The organism is Amycolatopsis sp. BJA-103, assembly GCF_002849735.1.
Lineage (GTDB): Bacteria > Actinomycetota > Actinomycetes > Mycobacteriales > Pseudonocardiaceae > Amycolatopsis.
Genome location: NZ_CP017780.1, coordinates 4,469,121 through 4,489,971, shown reverse-complemented (window position 1 = coordinate 4,489,971; position 20,851 = coordinate 4,469,121). Strand labels below are relative to the sequence as shown.

The following is a 20,851-nucleotide window of genomic DNA, read 5'->3' as shown; positions in this document are numbered from 1 at the left end:
GGCTCACCCATCGCCACATCGACCACCGCAACGATGATCTACCACACGCACACCAAGTGCCGTTGCAGTACTAGTCCAGCAGGCGCCACAGGTGGTCCGCGGTCCCGTTGTCGTCGAACTGCACGACGATCGCCGAGTCCGCCGTGGACATGAGGTCCACGCCGAGGACCTTGCTCGAGTTGCGGTTCTGGAGGCGGAACCACCCGTCCCCGTTGTCCAGGAACCGCCAGAGGTGGTCCGCGGTGCCGTTGTCGTCGAATTGGACGACCCGCGCCGAGTTCGCCGTGGACATCTGGTCCACCCCCAGGACTTTGCCGGAGTTGCGGTTCTTGACGCGGAACCAGCCATCGCCGTTGTCGATGGTGCGCCACAGATGGTCCGCGGTGCCGTTGTCGTGGAACTGCACGACCTGCGCCGAGTCCGCGGTGGACATCCGGTCCACGCCGAGGAGCTTGCCGGAGTTGCGGTTCTCGATCCGGGTCCAGCCGGTCCGCCACGGCCGTGATCCACCGGTCCGCGGGAACGACGTCACCCGCAGTCGCGCGGCGCCCATCGGGATCAGGGTGACGCGCTGGACCGGTGTGGTCACGGCGACCGGGCTGTCGGCGAGTTCGTCGATCACGTCCTGCTCGCTCGCCTGCCACGCGTCGATGCGCTGGGCGTCGGTGGTGAGCCGGACCGGGCTGTTCGCCGGGGTGAACGGGTCGAGCGGGTTCCCGCCCGTCGTGGAGACCGTGAACGCGGCCTGCGGCACCAGGCCGTAGTTCCACGCGGAGCCGGGCCGGACCTCGTGGACGGGCCATTGGTCGTCGCCCGCGACCCGGCTCCAGTTCTCCTGGATCGCGAGGGAGAACGTCAGCGGCCCGCGGTCGACCGAGACGGAGCCGTGGTTGCGCGCCCAGACCCGCGTGCGGGTGGTCATCGGCAGCCGCAGGGTGACGCGGTCGCCGGTCCGCCAGACCCGGCGGACGGTTTCGTACCGCGGGCCGCCGCTCACGGCGACCGTGCCACCGTTCACCGACAGCGCCGGTGCCGGGCACCAGCCGGGAATCCTGATCTGGAAAGGGAAATCCGTCGGCTTCGGCAGCGAGAAGGTGAACGTGACGGTGTCGGAGAACGGATAGCCGGTCGTCTGCGTGATGGTCACCGGAGTGCCGCCGGCGACCTTCGCGGTCACCGTGGACGCGCCGTACAGCATCGCGCAGAGACCTCCGCCCGCCGTCGCCTGCCACATCTCCTCGACGTAGTACGGCCAGCCCATCCCGTAGTTGTGCGGGCAGCACCGGTAGTTGTCGATCCCCGGTTCGTACGCCTGCATGGTGAAGTCGTTGTCGAACTGGCTCAACGTCTTCGGCTGCCGGTCGAGCTGGATCCCGTTCGCCGACGTCACGTAGTGCACGCCCCGCCCCGCCGGATCCAGCGCGGCGGGAAGCAGATTGAAGGCGAGTTCCTCGACGCGGTCGGCCCAGACGGGATCGCCGGTCGTCCTGGCGAGGATCTCGTGGCTCATCATGTACTCGACGATCCCGCAGGTTTCGAAGCCCTGCCGGGGATCGTCGTAGCCGGGCCGGACGTTCTCGTCACCGGCGAAGCCGCCGCCGGGGAACTGGCCGTAGCGGCCCTGGATCCGGTCGTAGTTCGCGTAGGCGCTCGCGCGATGCGCCGGATCGCCGGAGAGGACCCAGAACTGGCCCGGTTCGCGGAAGCCCTGGGTGATGTTGACGTTGTGCGCGGTGGGCAGGTCGTCCACCCAGTTCGCCGAGTGACGGTGGATGGTGCGGACCAGATCCAGCAGGAACGGCTCGCCGGTGCGGTTGTAGAGCCAGTAGACGACGTCGATCGTGTCGGCCCAGCGGGTGTTGCCCCAGCCGTCGGTGTACACGGACACCGGTTGTGCCGCCATGAAAAGGAAGTAGCGGCTGAGGAACGGGACGACCCGGGCGTCCTTTGTGTACTCCTCGTACGAGCGCAGCGCGTGCAGCATCGGCATGTGCGGCCAGAGGTCCGCGTGGCCCGACTGCCGGGTGCGCAGCTCGGACGGGCCGAAGTACCCGTCCGGGGCCTGGGTGGCGAGGATCGCGTCGATCCAGCGGCGCGTGTCGGCCAGCACGCGGGCGTCGCCGGTGACGTAGCCGAGGTCGCCGTAACCGCGCAGCCAGTACGGCACCTCCTCCCAGCCTCTCAGCTCGGGCCGCGTCCAGCCGGTGTTGTCGAACGCGAGGTAATGCGAGACCTCCTGGTAGCGGCCGTTGAGGCCGTCGAGCTGCTTGCGGAGCTGGGTGGCCAGCCAGCCACCGGCCTTCGCCGAGCCGGGCGGGAGCCGGACCAGGGGAGCGGGCAGGAGCGGCGCGCGGTTCGCCACGTAGGGCGCGGCGGCCGCGGCTTCGGCTGTGGCCTGCGTGCCGACGCCGACGACGAGGCCTGTCGCGAGGGTGGCTTTGAGGAAGTTGCGGCGGGGGACTGACATGGGGTTTCCCCTTTCCTGGCCCGGTGCGACCAGATTTACATCGTTGATACAACGTTGTAAATCCGCCGTTCGGTCGGTCCGAACGGGCAAATCGGCCGTCGATTCGGGCAATACCGCGGCAAGGTCCACCTGGCGCAGTGTCCTCAATGGACAGAGCGACGCGGAAAGCTCCCGGTTACCGAGGGGTTCCGTTGTCGGACCGGTGAGAAAGCAACTATTGTCGCCATGACCGCTCATCCGCCAGGGCAGGAGGTGACCGTTGTACGCCGAAGAGCGGCAACGCGCCATCCTCAAGCAAGCCCGGCAGGACGGCCGCGTCGACGTGGCGACACTCGCGGCCGCTTTCGAGATCACCAGCGAGACCGTCCGTCGTGACCTGACGGCGTTGGAGCGCAGCGGGGTGCTGCGCCGGGTGCACGGCGGCGCGATCCCGGTCGAGCGGCTGGGGATCGAGCCCGGCCTCGACGCCCGCGACACGGTGATGACGGCGGAAAAGGACCGCATCGCCACCGCCGCGCTGGACGAGATCCCCGCCGAGGGCGCGATCCTGCTGGACGCGGGCACCACCGTAGGACGCTTGGCGGGCCTCATCCCCGCCGATCGTGAACTGACCGTGGTCACCCCGTCCCTGCCCAACGCCTGCGCCCTCGCCAACCGGCCAGGAATCACGCTGATGCTGGTCGGCGGAAGACTCCGAGGCCATACCATGGCCTCGGTCGACAGCTGGGCTCTCGACACCCTCAAGGACACCTACGTCGACGTCGCCTTCATCGGCGCCAACGGCCTTTCCGTCGAACGCGGGCTCACCACGCCGGACACCGCCGAGGCGATGGTCAAGCGCGCGGCCATCGCGTCCGCGCGGCGGACGGTGCTGCTGGCCGATCACACCAAGATCGGCAACGACCACTTCGCCCGGTTCGGTGACCTCGGGGACGTCGACACCCTGATCACCGACGCCGGCGTCGATCCCCGGATCGCCGACGAGATCACCCGGACCGGCGTCAAGGTGATCACCGTTTGAGGCGAACGGGCGAGCGGCTCGCCGGATACCTGATGACAGCGCCGTTCTACGTCCTGTTCGGCGTTTTCGGCCTCTTTCCCCTGCTCTACACCGCCTGGGTGGCGCTGCACCACTGGCATCTGATCAACGGCGACACCGGGTTCGCCGGGCTCGGCAACTTCGCCGTCCTGCTCCAGGATCCGAACTTCTACAACGCTCTCTTCAACACGGTCAGCATCTTCGTCCTCTCCACCGTCCCCCAGCTGCTGGCCGCGCTCGGGCTCGCCGCGCTGCTCGACCGCCCGTTGCGCGCGCGGACCCTGTGGCGGGCCAGCGTGCTGTTGCCCAACGTCGTCTCGGTGGTCGCGGTGGCGCTGGTGTTCAGCCAGCTCTTCGCCGAGGACTACGGCGTCGTCAACTGGGCGCTGGGCCTGGTGGGTCTCGACCCGGTGGACTGGCGGTCGGACCGGTTCGCCTCGCATGTCGCGGTGAGCGTGATGGTGATGTGGCGCTGGACCGGCTACAACGCGCTGCTCTACCTCGCGGCCATGCAGTCCGTGCCGCAGGAGCGCTACGACGCCGCCATGCTCGACGGCGCCTCGCGCTGGCGGACGTTCTGGTCGATCACCGTGCCCGCGATCCGGCCGACCATCGCCTTCACCGTCGTCGTCTCGACCATCGGCGGGCTGCAGCTGTTCGCCGAACCGCAGCTGTTCGACGACACCGGCACCAACGGGACCGGCGGCGCCGACCGGCAGTTCCAGACCCTCGCCATGTACTTGTACGAGAAGGGGTTCGGCGAGTTCGACGCCGGATACGCGGCGGCCATCGCGTGGCTGCTCTTCCTGTTCTCGGCGGGCTTCGCGCTGGTCAACTTCTCGCTCGTGCGCCGGATCCGGGGCGGTGAGTGAGGCGTGGCGGCCAGGGAACGGACCGGTTTCGTCGTCTACGGGCTGCTGCTCGCCGTCGGCATCGCCTCGATCTTCCCGCTGTACTGGTCGTTCGTGGTGTCCTCCAAGGACAATTCCGCCCTCGGCGAGACCACCCCGCCGCTGCTGCCCGGCGGCAACCTGATCGAGAACGTGGGCAAGGTCTTCGAGACCGTCGACTTCTGGCTGGCGATGCAGAACTCGCTGATCGTCGCCGGAACGGTGACCGTCTCGAACGTGCTGCTCTCCAGCATGGCCGGATTCGCCTTCGCGCGCCTGCGGTTCCCTGGCCGCGACTCGCTCTTCCTGGTCGTCATCGGCACGGCCATGGTGCCCGCCCAGCTCGGCGTCATCCCGCTCTACCTGGTGGTCGGCGAACTCGGCTGGTACGGGCGGCTGGAAGCGGTGATCGTGCCCGGGCTGGTCGGCGCCTTCAGCGTGTTCTGGATGCGGCAGGCGTGCGAAGAAGCGATCCCGGGCGAACTGCTCGACGCCGGCCGCGTCGACGGCTGCTCGACGGCGCGGCTGTTCTGGAGCGTCGCCATGCCCGCCATCCGCCCCCAGGCCGCCGTACTCGCGATGCTGACGTTCATGACCGCGTGGAACGACTTCTTCTGGCCCTTGATCGTGCTCGATCCCAACGCGCACCCGACGGTCCAGGTGGCACTGTCGCGGCTGGCCAGCGGCTACTTCACCGACTACTCGCTGATGCTCACCGCGGCCACGCTCGGCGTGCTGCCCGTCATCGTGCTGTTCATCGTGCTGGCCAGGAAGGTGGTCGACGGCGTCATGCGCGGTGCGCTGCGGGGCTGAAGTCCCGTCGCGTGCCACCCCCGGGATGCTATGAAAGGCCCGTTACTTGCAAAATTTGCAAGTAACGGGCCTTTCATAGCACTTCAGGGACCCGTGACCGGGCCGCTCACGCTCCTGCGAGACCGTTGCGCGCCACCACGTCCGCGTAGAACCGGGCGCTGTCCTTGAGCGTCCGCTCCTGGGTGCCGAAGTCGACGTGCACGAGGCCGAACCGCTGCGTGTACCCCATGGCCCATTCGAAGTTGTCCAGCAGCGACCAGGCCATGTAGCCGCGGATGTCGGCACCGCGTTCGATCGCGTCGTGGACGGCGGCGAGGTGTTCGGCGAAGTACCGCACGCGTTTCGCGTCGTGCACGCGACCGCCCACGACCTCGTCCTCGAAGGCGGCCCCGTTCTCGGCGATCACGAGCGGCAGGCCGGGGCAGTGGTCACGCAGCCACAGCAGCAGATCGGTGAACGACTCCGGCCGCTGCTCCCAGCCGAGCGAGGTCAGGTCACCGCGTGGTGGCGTGACGTCCATCCCGCGCAGGCCGGGCAGCGGGCAGTTGCTGTCGGCCTCGGGGTCGGCGAGCGGGACCGCGCGGGCGGGCGCGTAGTAGTTGACGCCCAGGACGTCGAGCGGCTGCGCGACGATCTCCAGATCGCCGTCCGCGATCGCCGCTTCGAGGGTGCCGAGATGCTCCAGATCCGCCAGCAGTTCGGGCGGGTAGCCGCGGCCGAGCAGCGGGTCGAGGAAGAACCTGTTGTGCAGGAAGTCGAACTTGCGCGCGGCCTCACGGTGCTCGGCGTCGTCCACGTCGGTCAGCACCGGGGCGAAGTTGAGCACGATGGACACTTCCTGCTCGCCGCCACCCGCGCGCAACGCCTGCGCGGCCAGCCCGTGCGCGAGCATCAGGTTGTGCCCCGCCACCAGCGCGGCGCCCTCGTCCCGGATGCCCGGCGCGTGGTCGCCGTTGCCGTAGCCGATGAAGGCGGCGCAAAACGGCTCGTTGATCGTGGTCCATTGCCGGACGCGGTCGCCGAGTGCCTTGTGGACGGTCAGGGTGTAGTCGGAGAAGAGACTCGCGACATCGCGGTTGGGCCAGCCGCCTTCCTCCTGCAACGCCTGCGGCAGATCCCAGTGGTAGAGCGTGACCATCGGGGTGATCCCGTGCTCGAGCAACGTGTCGACAAGACGATCGTAGAAGGCGAGCCCGCGCGGTTCGATCGTGCGGCCGTCCGGCATGACCCGCGACCACGCGACCGAGAAGCGGTAGTACGGCACGCCGAGTTCGCTCAGCAGGCCGACGTCCTCGCGATAGCGCCGGTAGTGGTCGCACGCCGGGTCGCCGGTGGCGCCGTCGAGCACCAGGCCCGGTCGCGCGGTGAAGGTGTCCCAAATGGACGGTCCGCGGCCGTCGGCGGTCGTCGAGCCCTCGATCTGGTACGCCGCCGTGGCCGTTCCCCAGCGGAACCCGGCCGGAAACCCGCGTGTCACGCCGTCCCCGCTCATTTGGCGGCCGCGGCGCGGCCTTCGGTCGCGGCCTGGGTCCAGGCCTGGTCGAGCGTTTGCCTTCCCTCTTCGACCCGGCCGAGCGCGTGCCCGTACACCGGCCGCACCTCACCGTCGCGCAGCCCGCGATAGTTCGGGCGGAGGGCTTCGGCGGACGCGGCGAAGATCTTGCCGACCGGCGCGTCGCTGAAGTACTTGCTGGTGTGGGAAAGCACGGCGCCGTCCTGGTAGGCGCCCAGCGCGCTCGGCAGCAGGCCGCTTTCCAGGAAGATCCGCTTCTGCTGTTCCGGCGCGGTGAGCCAGACGGCGAGGTCGTAGGCCTCTTTGCGGTGCTCGCCCTGTTTCGGGACGGTCAGGAAGGATCCGCCCCAGTTGCCCGCCTTGCCGGGAACCGAGGTGACGTCCCATTTGCCCGCGAGTTCCGGGCCGCCCGCCTCCTCGATCTGGGTGAGCATCCAGGCGGGACAGGTGATGGCGGCGAACCGGCTCTGCTTGATCGCCACCGTCCAAGGCTGGGTGAAGGTGGTGACGGCGGCCGTCTCCTTCTTCAGCGCCATCCCGCCCGCCAGGTCGAAGGCCTTGCGCACGTTCGGGTTCGTGTCGCCGACGAACGTGTCGTCCTTGGCGAAGTAGTTCTCCTGAGCCTGGTTGAGCATCGCCGTGTAGATGGTGCCGGCCGAGTCGGCGAACTTGACGTCCGGCGCCCTCGAACTGAACTTCTCCCCGGTTTCGGCGAACTTCTCCCAGGTCGGCCACAGCGCGGCCACCTGGTCGCGGTCGGTCGGCAGACCGGCGTTCGCGAACAGGTCGCGGCGGTAGCAGAGGGCGAGGCTGCCCATGTCGGTGCCGAGGCCCATCACGAACTTCCCGTCGTTCGCGGTGCCCTGGTCCCATTTCCAGCCGGGCCAGTTCGCGCGGAGGTCCTGCGCGCCGAATTCGGAGAGGTCGGTGAACTTGTCCGTGGACTGGCGGAACTTGGGGAGGTACTGCTCCTCGATCGCCACCACGTCCGCGCTGCCGCGTCCGGCGCCGAGGCCGGTGGCGAGCTGACGGTGGTGCGTCTCGAAGTCGGCGACCCGGCCCTCGACCGTGATCCCCGGATGCGCCTTCTCGTACTCGTCGAAGAGCTTCTCGTAGCCGAACTCGCCGAAGGTGGCGACGGTCAGCTTGATCGGTCCGCCGGATTCCGCCGGCTTTCCCGAACAGCCGGTGAGCAGCAGCGCGAAGGCCGCCAATCCGGCCAGCAGGCGGGTCATGGCTCTCCTCGGTCGTGCGCGATTCACGGACTGCAGGCGAATTATGTCGTGGTGATCGGGCGGTGGCAGCGCGTGCCGTCCGTTGGGACAACCGCGTTGCCCGAAGAGACGGCTCACGCGAGCCGTCTCGGCAACTGATCGCCGACGGTCAGCCGGGAATCGGCGTGCAGTTTGGTCAGCACCCGGGACACCAGCGACTGCACCGTCCGCCTCGGCAGGCTCAGTTCCGCGGCGATCTCCGGATTGGACAGTTTCGCCGCCACCAGTCGCGCGACCCGCAGTTCCAGCGGCGACAGCGCCCCGGCGTGGCGGGGACCCTGCTCGGCACGGCTCAGCACGCCGTGGCGGCGCAGCCTGTTTTCCGCCCGGCGGATGTTCCAGCCCGCGCCGACCTGCCCGAGTACCTCGCACGCCTCGGTGAGCGCCTGGGTGGCCGCTTCGAGGTAGCCGGTGCGGCCGAGCAGTTCGGCGGCGTCCTCCAGCGAGGCCGCGAGTTCGATCGGGCGGCGGACCTCGCGATAGTGATCGGCCGCGGCCAGTACGCCTTCGGGATCGCCGTCGATCAGCGCGCGGCACCGGGCGGCGGCCGCCGCGGCCCTGGCGGGCACGGTCTCCTGGCTCGCTTCCTCGGCGCAGACGGCGAGCGCTTCCCTTGCGAGGTCGTCGTTCCCGGCCGCGAGCGCGATCCGGACGACGTCGGGAAGCCATTGGTGGCGCAGCATCATCTGGGCGAAGTCGGGGCGCAGCACCGGTGCGAACAGCCGCAGCGCGTCGTCGAGCCGGTCACGCTGCTCGGCGGCCATCGCCTGGGCGGCGAGGTAGAAGTCGCAGCTTTCGCGCTCGGAGGAGTTCGACGGCGAGTGCGCCTCGGCCGCTTCCAGATGCGCGCGGACGGAGACGCGTTCGTTCCGGTGGCCCGCGATGAGGGCGGCGACCCCGTGCAGCAGCAGGGCGGCGGCCCCCGGCTCGCGCACGCCGTAGAAGGTGATCGCCGGGCCGTCCTCGGTGACCGAGTCCAGTTCGGCCAGCGCCTCGTCCCAGCGGCCTGTCCAGTAGTAGTGCACGGCCGCCGAGACCTGCGGGCCGGTCGGCAGGCCGTGCCGTGCCGCCGTCTCGTACCCGGCGTGCAGCGTGGCGTCGGCCTCGTCGAGACGGTCGAGGTTCTGCAGGGTGAAGAGGCGGTTGTCGAGCAGGTCGAACCGCAGTGTCGCCAGGTCGGCTTCGTCCCCGGTGGTCTCGAGCGCGGCGTCGATCGCGGTCAGCGCCCGGTCGTGCTCGCGGCGGATCGAATGCACGAGCCACAACGTCTGCTGCGCGTGCGCGGCGGGATACCGTTCGCCCGCCTCGACGGCCTCGGCGTGCAGGCCCCGCGCGATCCGTTCGGTTTCGCCGAGATCGTCGAGCGTGCCGCGCCGGAAGTTGGCGAGCAGGGTGCGGGTGCTGGTCCGCCACAGTTCCGGCATCGACGGGTCGTCCGCGGTGTCGGCGAGCGCCTCGATCGCGCCGGGGGTGTCGCCCCGGCGGTAGCGCAGCGCGGCGAGGACGTGCCGCATCTGCGCCAGATCCGCCTTGTCGCCGACCGTCTTCACCGCCTGCTCCGCCTCGGCCTCCGGGTCTTTTTCGAGCCGGAACAGCACGCGGACCAGCGCGGCGATCAGCGTCTCCCGTTGCTCGCGGGTGGGCACCGTGCTGTCGAGCGCGCCTCGGAGGAGATCGGCCGCGATGTGCGGGGCGCGGTTGGACACCGCGATGTGGTTGCCGGTGAGCCAGCCGACCAGCCACGGGTCGACCGGCACCGGTTCGGCCGCCAGTTGCTCGGCGACCCGTTTGATCGGCGCGCCACCGCGGGCGAGTGCCTCGGCGGCGCGCCGGTGCAGCGCGGCGCGGACCGGTTCGGCGATGCCGCCGTAGAGCGCCTGCCGCTGGAACGGATGGTGGAAGGCGAGTTTGTCGCCCGCGTACTCGATCACCCCGGCGGTGGTGGCCGGTTCGAGATCCCGCAGGACCTCCAGCGGGCTCTTGCCCGCCAGCGCGGCGAGGTCCTCGACCGCGAACTCCGCGCCCAGCAGCGAGGCGGTGCGCAGGATGTCGGTCGTGGCCGGGTCGAGGCATTCCAGCGTGCGGCCCACCGCCGCCAGCAGCGATCGCGGCGCGTTCTCGCTGCCGTTGAGCGTCACCTCGGCCACGCCCGCCTTGATCCGCAGCGAGCCGGTGCGGACCAGGTCGTGCGCGATTTCCCTGGCGTAGAGCGGATTCCCGGCCGCGCGCCGGACCAGCGGGCGCAGGCTCGGGCCCAGTTTCGCCGCGAGGATCACTTCGAAGACCGCGGTGACCTCGTCGTCGGTGAGCACCTCGACCGGCATGATCTCGCCGTCCCTCGCCTCGATCCCGCGGCGCAGCTGGGCGAGGTCCCGGCGGCCGTGCCCGGTGCGCGTGGCGGCGACCAGCAGCAGCGGCAGCTGACGGGTGGCGGCGGCGAGGCGCTGCCACAGCAGCACGCTGGCCTCGTCGGCCCAATGGAGATCGTCGATCACCAGCACCAGCGGGCCCGCCGCGCAGGTCTCGTCGACCAGTGCCAGTAGTTTGTCCACAGTGGACAGGATCGGGTCGGTGGGGCCCCAGTTCCCGTGTGCGGGCTCGGCGTGCAGCTCACCGGCCAGTTTGGCCTTGGCCGGATCCGCGGCGCCGTGGTGCACCCCGAGGCATTCCATGATCACCTGCAGCGGGAACCGTTGCTGGAGCTCGTCGGCCGCGGTCCAGGCGAGCTGGCAGCCGCGTGCCGCCGCGCCCGCCAGCCCGGCGATCAGCAGCTCCGACTTGCCGATCCCCGGTTCGCCTTCGAGCCAGACCGGACGGCCGCGCCCGGCGAGCAGGTCGGTGACGAACCCGTCCAGTCGTTCGACCTGACGGGCACGGCCGGGCAGATACCCCTGGCCGCCGCGTTCGATCGCCTTGGCCACCGGCGGCGGCACGACGCGCACCGGAACCGGTTTCGATCCGGTGACAGGTTTTTCGGTGCCGTCAAGGATGCGCTGATGGAGTTCACGCAGCGGGGCGCCGGGCTCGACGCCGAGTTCGTCACGGAGCACGCGCCGGGCATCGCGGTAGACGGTCAGCGCTTCGGTTTGCCGCCCGCTGGCGTGCAGCGCGCGCATGAGCGTCTCGTGCAGTGACTCGCGCAACGGGTGCCGCTGGACCAGCGCGGTCAGCTCGGCCACCAGTTCACGGTGGTCGCCGAGGCCGAGCAGCGCGGTGGCCCGCAGTTCGGTGGCGGTCAGCTGGAGTTCGGCGAGCCGGACGCGCTCGGCTTCGGCGAACGGGCCCGGTACGCCGGAATAGGCCTCGCCGCGCCAGCGGCCGAGCGCGGTGGTGAGCCGCGCGGCCGCGCCACGCTGATCCGCGTGGGCCAGCAGCATTTTCCTGGCGTCGGCGGCGTCCCGTTCGGCCAGGTGGACGTCGAGCGCCTCGCGGTCCAGCCGCAGCACGTAGCTCGATCCGGACGAATGCAGCACTTCGTGCGCGTCGCCGCCCGCTTTGCGGATCGCCCCGCGCAGACCGGAGACGTAGGTGTGGACACTGCCGGTGGCGCTGGCGGGCGCCGAACCGCCCCAGACGTCGGCGATCAGTTCGCCGAGCGAGACGGACTGGCCGCACCGCGCCGCGAGGGTGGCGAAAACCGCGCGCTGGCGGGCGGGCCCGAGCTTCAGCTCGACGTCTTCGAGCCAGGCACGGGGCGGCCCGAGCAGCTCGACGCGCAGCCCGTTCGTCACGCCGGCTCCATTTCTCGTTCTCACCGAAAGTGGCCGGATCACTACCGTGGTCCCCGCAGTTTAGGACGTACGCGCGGCGGTTCGGTTGCGCACCCGGGTGTGGGTCAGACGACGCCGCGCTGGGGCGGGACACCGGGGCGGGCGAGGGCGTGCAGCGGCGCGCACCAGGGCTGCGCGGCCCCCGTCGTGCGCGCGGTGGGCCAGGACGTCTCCGTGCCCGTTTCGGGCAGCAAAAGCGCGGCGAGTTCGCCTGCCAGGCCCTGGTGCTGCTCCTCGGTGAGGTTCCGCTGGTGCGAAAGCAGGTGGAGCAGTTCGACCGCGTGCCCGGTGGACAGCAGGCCTACGTTGTCGAGCAGCCATTGCGGGATCCACCGCGCCGTCAGCTCGTCGCCCACCTGGAGCAGCTGCTCGGCGACGCGGTCCGCGGGCGCGCCGGAGCCCACCATGGTCGCGGCGATCTCCTGGTGCAGCACGGCGCGGATGGCGGGCGGGGTGTTCGCGGCGAACACCGAACGCACCAGGGGGACGCGGAACCGCAGGCGGTCCCCTTCGGTTTCCAGCACACGCGCGGCGAGCGCCTCCTCGACCGCTTCGATCAGCGCCCGCAGCTCGCGGCCGGTCACACCGGTCAGGTCGGCGACCGTGAACGACGAGCCGAGCAGTGCGGCCGAGGTCAGCGTTCGCTTGCACGCCACGGAAAGCGTGGCGAGATGATCTTCCACCACGGCGGTGATCCGGCGGTGCGGCGCGGCCGCCAGGTCGTGGCCTTCGGCGAATTCGGTGAACAGCTCGCACAGGTAACCGGCGTTGCCCGCGGTGTACTCGGCGGCGAACCCGAGGAAGTCCTCACCGGGATCCCTGGCCAGGGTCTCCTCGGCGAGCGCGGCGACGGCCGGGCCGTCGAACGGCGGCAGCGAGACGATCTCGCCGTCGAGCCGCGAGCGGAGGACGTCGAGCGTGCGACGCCGGGGGAGGGGTCGCGCGGAGCCGATCAGCAGCAGCGGCAGGTGCGCGGTGAGCCGGTGCAGGCGCTGCCAGGCGAGCAGGCTGTCCTCGTCGGCCCAGTGCAGATCCTCGAAGACGAGTACCCGCGGCCCGTCCTCGCACAGTTCGGTGACCGTCTTGGTGAGATTGTCGAGCGCCTCCCCGCCGAGGCAGTCGGCGATGAGGCTCAGCGGGACCGCGCTGGTCAGTTCGTCGGCTTCGACCCGGCGCGTCCGGTTTCCCGCCGCGGCGAGGGCCTCCGCAAGGAGCGCGCTCTTGCCGCTGCCCGCCTCGCCGTCCAGCCACACCGTCCCGCCGCGGCCTTCGTCCAGCAACGCGGACAGGTGACGGCGCAACCGGCCCAGTTCGAACTCGCGGCCGACGAAGGCGGACGGCCGTTCGGGCAGCGCCCGCGTCGGCCGGTGGCGTTCCGGCTGGTCCTGGTGGTGCAGCGACGGGTCGCCGTCCAGGACCCGCTGTCGCAGCGCCAGCAGCTCCGGACCGGGTTCGAGACCGGACTGCTCGATGATCGTCTCGCGGGCGCTGTCGAACGCGGCCAGTGCTTCGGCCTGCCTGCCGGACCGGAACAACGCGGTGACCAGCATGCGGTGCAGGCCTTCGTGCAACGGATGGCGCTCGACCAGCACGGCCAGCTCGCCCACGAGCTCGCGATAGCCGCCCAGGTGCAACGCGACCTCGGCCTGGCGTTCGAGCGCGCCCATGCGCAGTTCGTTCAGCCGGGCGCGCTGGGTTTCGGCGAAGGGACCGGGGATCCCGGTCAGCGCGGAGCCCCGCCACTGAGCGAGCGCGGAGCGCAGCGACTCCAGCTCCCGGTGGTGCTCGCCCGCGAGCCGGTAGGTGCGGGCCCGTTCCAATTCGGCTTCGAAGACGTGGACGTCGACCTGCTGTCTCGGCAGGTCGAGGCTGTAACCGGCGCGGGTGGCGACGAGCGGCTCGCCCACGGGCTCCAGCGCGCGGCGCAGTGCGGAGACGTAGGTGTAGACGATGCCGGTGGCGCTGTCCGGGGGCCGCTCACCCCACACGGCGTCGATGATGTCCTTGCGGGAGACGAACTGGCCGGCGTGCAGGGCGAGCGCGGCGAACACCGCTTGCCGCTGAGCGGGACCCAGGGCGATCTCGCCGGAGCCGTGCCGGGCTGGGGCGCCGCCCAGTAGCCGCACCGTCAGCGAGGGAACCTCGTCCATGACCTGCCGCCTGTGCGTCCGACTTCCGGAAAGAGCATCGCGCCCGGGGAAAATCCTAGTAGGGCCGTTGTGGGTTTCGCAATCAATCGGACACTCAGCGTGTGGGTTTCGTCCGCTGGTCATGAGACATTCTCGCGTTTTGCCAGGGCGGTCCGGTTCAGGGGGTTCACCACCGTGAACGGGTCCGAGGTCGGTGCCCGTTCATGTGGTTTTCAGGATGTGGACAGCCGAGGGGCGACTGGGCAAAGCCGGACGTTCTCGGGGGCAGACTGTCGTCCGGCCCTGGTCCCTGGCATGCGTGGCTGTGCATGCTGTGTCGGTGAGCCAGGATCAGGAGCGATTCGCCGGAGATGTCCTGCTCAGCCTCGCCCACGACGGCAGGCTGATGCTCGACGCCGACGAAGCCGAAGCGCGCGTCGCCGAGCTCCGGCGGACGCTGGCCTACGGGTACGCCCTGCTCGCCGACCCGGACTACACCGGACCCGAGGACAGGCTCCGCGAGATCCTCGACGAACTTCCCAAGTACGTGGAGGCGTTTCAGCTGGCCACGAAGTTCTTCACGCCTCGTTGAGAACTCGTGGAGAGTTCGTGAAGAGCTCCTTCGCAGACTGTGTCCCATCCGACTGGGGCCGCGGATCAAGCGGAGGGGACAGAGTGGACACGGAAACCCGACAGATCACCGTGGCGGTGCACGCGCCCGATCCGATCACCACGGCGGGCCTGGCCAGTCAGCTGGGCACGCAGCAGGGGATCGACATCCGGGACTGGGAGCAGCGCGCCGACACCGACGTACTGGTGTTCGCCGCCGAATGGCTCACCCCCGAGATCGTGCTGTGGCTGCGACGGCTCGCCTCCGAGGACGGCAAGCCGGTGGTGCTCGTGGTGAGCCAGATCAGCGAGGCGGAACTGGTCCCCGCGATCGAATGCCGGGTGGTGGCGGTCCTGCCGCGTTCGGCGACGACCGGTGAGCGGCTCGCGCACGCCGTCCGCGCGGCGGCGTCCGGCGGCGGGGTGCTCCCGCCGAGCCTGCTCGGCGAACTGCTCAAGCACGTCGAACGGCTGCAACGCGAGGTGCTCGACCCGATGGGCGTCAACACCGCCGGGCTCACCACGCGGGAGATCGACGTCCTGCGCCTGATGGCCGACGGCAAGGACACCGTCGAGATCGCGGGCGAGCTCTGCTACTCGGAGCGCAGCGTGAAGCACATCATCCAGGGCATCACCGGACGACTGAAGCTGAAGAACCGGCCGCACGCCGTCGCCTACGCGGTGCGGGCCGGGGTCATCTAGAACGGGCTGAAGGGGCCCATGGCCGCATGTCACGCGGCGAAGGGCGCTTTCGTCGCGTCGGATGCGGGGAAAGTCCCCTTCAGCTCACGTCCTCAGATCAGCCCGGCCCGGATGGCGGCGGCCACCGCCTCCGCCCGGTTCCGCAGCGCCAGCCGGTGCTGGGCCTGGTGCAGGATGTTCTTGATGGTCCGCTGCGAGTAGCCCATCGCCGCGCCGATCTCGCCGGTGTCCTTGCCGTCGGCGATCATCCGCAGCACACGGATCTCGCGTTCGTGGAACCGCGAAGTTTCGTCGGGGCCGCCCACCATGGCGTCATACCCGGCGGCCAGCCTCGCGGCGGTGGTCGTGACCGCCGTCCGCGCGGCCAGGACCTCCGCGATCAGCAGTTCCGTCCCAGCCGCCTGATGCGGCAGCGCGCGGCGCACCCCGGCGGCCGCGGCCGAGCGATAGCCCTCGGGCGGCAGCGGCCCGGTGATCAGGACGCCGGGCAGGCCGCCCTGTTCGGACACCGCGCGCCGGAGAACCGGGAGGTCGTGGTCGACCGGATCCTCGGCGGCCACCAGCACGTCCGCGCCCCGGGTACCGGCCGGGACGACTTCGAGCTCCTCGGCCTGCGACAGCATGCCGACCAGCCCCGCCAGGGTCAGCGGGTCGGCCGTGTGGACGGCCACCCGGAGGTCCGGCCCGCTCACGAGGCGTATCGGCCGTTCAGCAGCGCCGTGGCCAGTTCGATCCGGGAACGGTAGCCGGTCCGGCTGAAGAGCAGGCTCAACCGTCCCTCGACGCTTTTCTGGCTCGTCTGCAGCGCCGTCGCCAGTTGTTCGTTCGTCAGCCCTTCGCCCGCCAGCAGTGCCAGCAGGTGCTCGTTCTCGGCGACCGTCTCCTGGCCGCCGGGAATCTCGATCCCGTTCTCCCGCATCAGGTTCCGCAGCCGCGCGCGGTACAGCAGCGCGTCCAGCGACCCGAGCACCTCGTACACCTCGGTGAGCACCTTCGGATCCGTCGCGCCGTGCCGGACCAGCCGTTCGGCCGCGACGGCCAGTTCGAGCGGTTGCGCGCGTTCGCGGGCCAGCCAGAGACATTCGCCGGCGGGCTCGCGGCCGAGGCAGGCCCGGACCAGATGGCGGTGCAGCAGCACCCGCCCGGTCGGCATCGCGGAAGCGAGGTCCTCCAGCGCGTCGAGTGCCTTCTTCGCCCCCGCGCGGTCGTTGTTGCGCAATGCCAGTTCGGCGAGATCGGCCCAGGCGATGTCCGTCCCGACGGCGAGTCCGCAGGTGGCCGCGTGCAGGCGTTTGGCGGCGCGGTCGGTTTCGCCCAGCGCGATGTCGACCCGCGCTTCGGCGATGTCGAGCAGATGCGCCAGCATCGGCGCGGTGGCGCGGGCGGCGGTCAGCAGCTCTCGTGCCGCGCTGAACCGTCCCTGCGACAGCAGGACCGACACGGTCGACAGGTGCATCGCGGCCGAGCCGGTGTCATAGCCGCGCCGCGAACGGTCGGCCACGCTGCGGTGGGCGAAGTCGACCGCGCGGGCGGAATCGCCGCGCATGGCCGCGAGCAGTGAACGTTCGCTGTCGCGCAGACCGGTTTCCGGGAAGACCTCGTCGGCGAGCAGCTTTTCCGCCCGCGCCCGTTCGCCCAGCACCAGCAGCGCGGTGACGTACGACGTGATCTGGTCGTTCCGCGGCCGCCTCGCCGTCCTCAACGGCCACCGCTCGCGCTCGGTCAGATTCGCGCCGAACCGTGCGGAGCGGCCTGCCCAGAGTTCGGCCAGGCCGCCGAAAAGTTCGCCCAGCATCGCGGAAACCGTCGACTCGGTGCGCCACGAATCGTTCTCCGCCAGCAGTTCGGCGGCTTCGGCCCACCGGTCCAGCAGGCTCAGCGCGATCGCGCTCGACGCCACCGACCATTCCGGCGGGTTCGTGGCGATCCTCGCCAGCTCGGCCGTGTTGCCGGAGTTGTGCAGCGCGCAGACGGCGATCGACTGCGCTTCCTGTGCGGCGTCGGCGGAAAGCCGGTCGGGGAATTCCTCCAGCAACCGCCGCGTGCCCGCGAGACTCTGGTCGTGATCGCCGTTGAGGTGGCACCACATGGTGTGGAGAAGGGTCACCCTCGCGCGTTGTGGCCGGTCCTCGGTCAGTTCGACGGCGGCGCGCAGCCACCGCGCGCCGCGGGTGGTCTGGTCGTCGGGCAGGAAGGCCGCGTTGTCGAGCAGTTCCGCGAGCGCGCGCCGCGGATCGATCAGCTTGCCCGCTTCGGCGATCCGGTCGGCGAGATAGTACGGGTCGGACGTGTGCGCGGTCCCGTTCCACAACGCGGTGACGGCGGCCGCGGAGAACCGCCGCCGCTCGAAGGGGCCGAGTTCGGCGATCAGCGCGTAGGCCACCACCGGCACGGTGAACCGCCATCCGCGGCCGCGGTGCAGCACCCCGTCGGCGCGCAGGACTTCGAGGATCGCCAGGGTTTCCGCGGGATCCTGTGCCAGCACCCCGCTGATCAGCGACGGCATCGCCTCGCCGAGCGGATGCAGGACGGCGGCGGCCTTCGCGACCGCGAGCCGCTCGGGATCCAGCGGCACGGACCGCAACGGCACCGCGGTCCCGGGGACGAGATACGCGCGCCGGTCGACGATCCGGATCGCGCCTTGCGCGCGCAGCAGGTCCAAGGCCTGGCGCAGCGCGGCGGGGACACCCCGGCTGAGTTCGTGCAGGCGATCCCGCAGCGAAGCGCTCGGAACGGCGCCCAGCGCCTCGACGACCGGCCGCGTGATCTCCTCCGCCTTCAACGGCAGCAGCCGCACGGGATGCACCAGGCCGTCGGCCCGCAGCCGCCGCACGAGGGCGAGTCCTTCGGCCACCTCACGGACCGGGGTGCGAGTAGCGCAGATCAACCGCGCGGAAGTACCGTCCAGCCGCCGGATCAATGCCTCCAGGACGGCCAGCGAGTCGCGGCCCATCCACTGGGTGTCGTCGAGCATCAGCACGTGCCCGCCACCGCCGAGGATCGGCACGGCCACCGCCCGCGCCGCACGCCCGGCCACCGCGGGGTCGTCGGCCGCGCCCGTCGCCGGGGCGGGCCAGGGAAAGCCGCCGGGAGCCAGGTCACCCGTCTGTGTGAAGCGTGCGCTCGAAACCCCTTGCCCTGACTCGGAAAGCCGCTCGCGCAACCGGGCGAGCAGCGTGGTCCGGCCGGCGCCCGCCGGTCCGGTCACCCATACGCAGGGGGCGCCCGTGCCGGTGACACGCTCCAGGATCTGCTCGGTCACCTCGTCCACGTCCGCCATCCTGAGCCGACCCGGCGGCCGTGACGTGGACGTCCGGCGGGTTCTGGCCCGTATGGACGGCGGATCCGCCCGAAAGCCGCGACCGGATGCGCGCCGCTTCCTCGAAGCTAACGTGGTCCGGCCCCGGCGCGGCGTCTTTCGGACCGCACGGCCGGAGGCACTGACCGAAAGGGCAGCGCGGAGGTCAGGCCGCGAGCGGGCCGAAGACGAGCGTGCCCGGCGCCCTGGCGTCGTCGCCCGCCCAGAACTCCAGCCACAGCGCGGCGAACTCGTTCCGGGACAGCATCCCGTCGCCGTCGGAGTCCAGCAGCGGGAACGTGGCGTCGGTATCGGTCGGGCGGCCGTTCCAGACCTCGATCAGCCGGCGGTACTCCGCCGCGGAGATCAGGTCGTCGCGGTTCTCGTCGATCGCTTCGAACATCGCGTCGGCGGTCGCGATCACGGCCTCGGGCGTGTCCGGCAGCTTGTCCACCACCAGCAGGACTTCGTCGAGGGAGACCTTGTCGTCGCGGTCGAGGTCCGAGGCCGCCAGCAAGGTCGTCCACCAGCTCAGCATGATGCCGGTCAGGCGCGGCCCGTCGCCGGGGCCGCGCTGTCGCGCCCAGCGGTCGGCCAGGGCCTGGAAGTCCCGCTCCTGAAGGAAACCGTCGCCGTCGACGTCCATCGCGGCGAAGACACCGGAGATCTTGCGCCGTTGCAAGTCGCTTGCCATGCGACCGAACGATAGAACCGACTCCGGAGGGACACATCGGCCATTCAGGGCCCCGGCGAACCACGATCGGGGGACGGGCGCTCACTCGGATTGCGGCGGCTGCGCGGAAGGGGGAAGGCCCTTGATGATCTTCGCGACGAGGACTTCGAGTTCGGACCGGATCTGGTCGGTGGTGGAACCGGCGGCGATGCCCCGGGTGACCCGCAGCAGGTCCGTCACCGTTTCCGTCTTGTGGTCGAAGATCTCGGCGGTCGCCCGCGCCTTGGCGGCGAGTTCCTGCGCCGCGACGAGTTCGTCACCGGAGCCTTTGATCAGCGCTTCGACGGTGCTGACCAGACGTTCCAGGATGCGGTACACCGCCCGGGCCGAGAACCCGCCGAGGAGCGCGAGCAGCGGACGGGTCAGGAGCACGCTGACGCTCGTGGAGGCGGGAGCGTTCGCGGTGGTCGCCACGGGCTCCACGATGAGGAACGCCAGCGCCGTCCCGGCGAGGCCGCCGAGGATGATCAGGTTGGTGTACCTGCCTTCCAGGCCTCGTTCGAAGGAGCCGCGGGAGAGCTGACGGCTCAGGGCGAACATGACGTAGAAGATCCCGCCGATGACCGAGGCGAGCGCGGTGACGAGGATGTCCAGCCAGAGCGGGGCCCCGGAACTCGTCCGCCAGATCTGGAGGACCACGAAGGTGGTGAACAGCGCCATCGCGAGGAAGGCGAGGGAGCGCGCGTATCTGGTGGCGCCGAAGTAACGGCGGACTCCGTGGGCTTCTTCGTCGGCGAGCAGCTCGATCGTGTTCGGGTTCGCCGGTGCCACGGCGGCGACGAGTTGTTTGTGGGCTTCGGTCAGTTTGCTGAGTGGTAGCGGGGTGTAGAGCGTGTCGTCGAACTGGGGATCGGCTTCTCTCCGTGCCACGTCCACGATGTCGACCGCGTCGGCGGGGAGGGACAAGCCGCTCTTCGTGCCGTAGCGGATCATCGCGAGGCACTGGTCGAGGACGGTCAGGCGGGGGTTGTAGGCGTCGACACGGTCCCGCTTGCCCCGTGGTTTCCACTCGGCGGATCCACCCCAGCGCCGTTCATGCGCGTTCGGCTCCTCGAATTCGGAACTGTCGTTGAGGGACATGGCGCGCCTCGCATCCAGAGAATTACCTGCCTGGCAGTCGTCGATTCCCTGTCGCGCGTTGCGTGCCTGCCCGGATCGTTATTCGGTGAGCGCGTCGAGGATCTTGCCCAGTGCGGATTGCGCCACCGCCGAGGTGTACGGGCCGACGGCGACCAGTGAGGCGATGAGCGCCGAGGCCTCGCCCGGGGTCAGCGAGACCGGCGGCAGCACGGACCGCGCGTCGATGCCGTAGCCGCCGCGTGGCCCTCGGTGGATGGCGATGGGAACACCCGCTTCGCGCAGGCGCGTGATGTCGCGTTCCACGGTCCGCAGGCTCACCCCGGTCGACTCCGCGAGACTCATGCCCGTCACCCGGCGCGGCGCCCGCACCCGCAGCAGTTCGATGATCGCGTGCTGCCGTTCGATCAGGGGCGCCGCCTGGTGTAACTGGGTCATCCCTGCGATTCCTGCGGAACCGACCAGCCGCTGACGCATTTCCGCTCTCCTCGAGTTCGAATAGCCGACCCGGCGCTGACGTGTATTGGATCTTAGGCT

The 20,851-nt window shown here is 70.3% G+C and carries 15 protein-coding genes; 5 read left to right on the top strand and 10 right to left on the bottom strand.

Annotated elements, in window-relative coordinates; translation table 11 throughout:
• Positions 1-70: 70 nt before the first annotated feature.
• Complete coding sequence (locus tag BKN51_RS19280) at positions 71-2,467, bottom strand: beta-L-arabinofuranosidase domain-containing protein (RefSeq protein ID WP_101608968.1); 2,397 nt, start codon at positions 2,465-2,467, stop codon at positions 71-73.
• A gap of 259 nt (positions 2,468-2,726) precedes the next feature.
• Between BKN51_RS19280 and BKN51_RS19275 the strand changes: the two genes are divergently transcribed.
• Genes BKN51_RS19275 through BKN51_RS19265 form a run of 3 tightly spaced genes read left to right on the top strand, consistent with a single transcriptional unit; the run spans position 2,727 to position 5,209 of the window.
• On the top strand, positions 2,727-3,488 hold the full coding sequence (locus BKN51_RS19275; protein WP_101608967.1) for a DeoR/GlpR family DNA-binding transcription regulator: 762 nt from the start codon (positions 2,727-2,729) through the stop codon (positions 3,486-3,488).
• Positions 3,485-4,378, top strand: coding sequence for a carbohydrate ABC transporter permease (locus tag BKN51_RS19270; RefSeq protein ID WP_101608966.1), 894 nt, complete (start codon positions 3,485-3,487; stop codon positions 4,376-4,378). The genes BKN51_RS19275 and BKN51_RS19270 overlap by 4 nt, the downstream gene beginning before the upstream one ends.
• Positions 4,379-4,381: 3 nt before the next feature.
• Positions 4,382-5,209, top strand: coding sequence for a carbohydrate ABC transporter permease (locus BKN51_RS19265; RefSeq protein ID WP_101608965.1), 828 nt, complete (start codon positions 4,382-4,384; stop codon positions 5,207-5,209).
• 106 nt (positions 5,210-5,315) lie between these two features.
• Here BKN51_RS19265 and BKN51_RS19260 read toward each other — a convergent pair whose 3' ends face one another.
• The 4 genes from BKN51_RS19260 to BKN51_RS19245 all read right to left on the bottom strand — a co-directional run bounded on the left by BKN51_RS19260 (position 5,316) and on the right by BKN51_RS19245 (position 13,916).
• The gene (locus tag BKN51_RS19260) at positions 5,316-6,686 is read right to left on the bottom strand and encodes a GH1 family beta-glucosidase (protein WP_101613314.1); all 1,371 of its coding nucleotides are present in this window, start codon (positions 6,684-6,686) and stop codon (positions 5,316-5,318) included.
• An 11-nt stretch (positions 6,687-6,697) separates the two neighbouring features.
• On the bottom strand, positions 6,698-7,957 hold the full coding sequence (locus BKN51_RS19255; protein ID WP_101608964.1) for an ABC transporter substrate-binding protein: 1,260 nt from the start codon (positions 7,955-7,957) through the stop codon (positions 6,698-6,700).
• A 113-nt stretch (positions 7,958-8,070) separates the two neighbouring features.
• Positions 8,071-11,727, bottom strand: a complete 3,657-nt coding sequence (locus BKN51_RS19250) for a BTAD domain-containing putative transcriptional regulator (RefSeq protein WP_101608963.1) — start codon at positions 11,725-11,727, stop codon at positions 8,071-8,073.
• Between the two features lie 104 nt (positions 11,728-11,831).
• Positions 11,832-13,916 carry a BTAD domain-containing putative transcriptional regulator gene (locus tag BKN51_RS19245; RefSeq protein WP_101608962.1) on the bottom strand — a complete coding sequence of 695 codons (2,085 nt, stop codon included), beginning with the start codon at positions 13,914-13,916 and terminating at the stop codon, positions 11,832-11,834.
• Between the two features lie 319 nt (positions 13,917-14,235).
• Between BKN51_RS19245 and BKN51_RS19240 the strand changes: the two genes are divergently transcribed.
• Positions 14,236-14,487, top strand: a complete 252-nt coding sequence (locus BKN51_RS19240) for a hypothetical protein (protein ID WP_101613313.1) — start codon at positions 14,236-14,238, stop codon at positions 14,485-14,487.
• 83 nt (positions 14,488-14,570) lie between these two features.
• Positions 14,571-15,206 carry a helix-turn-helix transcriptional regulator gene (locus tag BKN51_RS19235; RefSeq protein ID WP_101608961.1) on the top strand — a complete coding sequence of 212 codons (636 nt, stop codon included), beginning with the start codon at positions 14,571-14,573 and terminating at the stop codon, positions 15,204-15,206.
• 92 nt (positions 15,207-15,298) lie between these two features.
• Here BKN51_RS19235 and BKN51_RS19230 read toward each other — a convergent pair whose 3' ends face one another.
• From BKN51_RS19230 to BKN51_RS19210, 5 genes are all read right to left on the bottom strand, one after another.
• A complete protein-coding gene (locus BKN51_RS19230) occupies positions 15,299-15,898 on the bottom strand; it encodes a helix-turn-helix transcriptional regulator (protein WP_101608960.1) in 600 nt (199 codons plus the stop codon).
• Positions 15,895-18,486: an ATP-binding protein gene (locus tag BKN51_RS19225; RefSeq protein ID WP_233224215.1), complete on the bottom strand. Its 2,592-nt coding sequence runs from the start codon at positions 18,484-18,486 to the stop codon at positions 15,895-15,897. The genes BKN51_RS19230 and BKN51_RS19225 overlap by 4 nt, the downstream gene beginning before the upstream one ends.
• A gap of 184 nt (positions 18,487-18,670) precedes the next feature.
• Entirely contained in the window at positions 18,671-19,198 is a 528-nt protein-coding gene (locus BKN51_RS19220; protein WP_174720428.1) for an EF-hand domain-containing protein, read from the bottom strand.
• Between the two features lie 81 nt (positions 19,199-19,279).
• Positions 19,280-20,317 carry a hypothetical protein gene (locus BKN51_RS19215; protein WP_101608959.1) on the bottom strand — a complete coding sequence of 346 codons (1,038 nt, stop codon included), beginning with the start codon at positions 20,315-20,317 and terminating at the stop codon, positions 19,280-19,282.
• Positions 20,318-20,395: 78 nt separating this feature from the next.
• Positions 20,396-20,752 carry a helix-turn-helix transcriptional regulator gene (locus BKN51_RS19210; RefSeq protein ID WP_233224216.1) on the bottom strand — a complete coding sequence of 119 codons (357 nt, stop codon included), beginning with the start codon at positions 20,750-20,752 and terminating at the stop codon, positions 20,396-20,398.
• Positions 20,753-20,851: the final 99 nt, after the last annotated feature.

What these genes read in the sequence shown, in the direction of transcription:
- BKN51_RS19245 (WP_101608962.1), bottom strand. Translation starts at nt 13,916, where the DNA reads ATGGACGAGGTTCCCTCGCTGACGGTGCGGCTACTGGGCGGCGCCCCA.
- BKN51_RS19225 (WP_233224215.1), bottom strand. Translation starts at nt 18,486, where the DNA reads ATGGCGGACGTGGACGAGGTGACCGAGCAGATCCTGGAGCGTGTCACC.
- BKN51_RS19215 (WP_101608959.1), bottom strand. Translation starts at nt 20,317, where the DNA reads ATGTCCCTCAACGACAGTTCCGAATTCGAGGAGCCGAACGCGCATGAA.
- BKN51_RS19255 (WP_101608964.1), bottom strand. Translation starts at nt 7,957, where the DNA reads ATGACCCGCCTGCTGGCCGGATTGGCGGCCTTCGCGCTGCTGCTCACC.
- BKN51_RS19210 (WP_233224216.1), bottom strand. Translation starts at nt 20,752, where the DNA reads ATGACCCAGTTACACCAGGCGGCGCCCCTGATCGAACGGCAGCACGCG.
- BKN51_RS19280 (WP_101608968.1), bottom strand. Translation starts at nt 2,467, where the DNA reads ATGTCAGTCCCCCGCCGCAACTTCCTCAAAGCCACCCTCGCGACAGGC.
- BKN51_RS19220 (WP_174720428.1), bottom strand. Translation starts at nt 19,198, where the DNA reads ATGGCAAGCGACTTGCAACGGCGCAAGATCTCCGGTGTCTTCGCCGCG.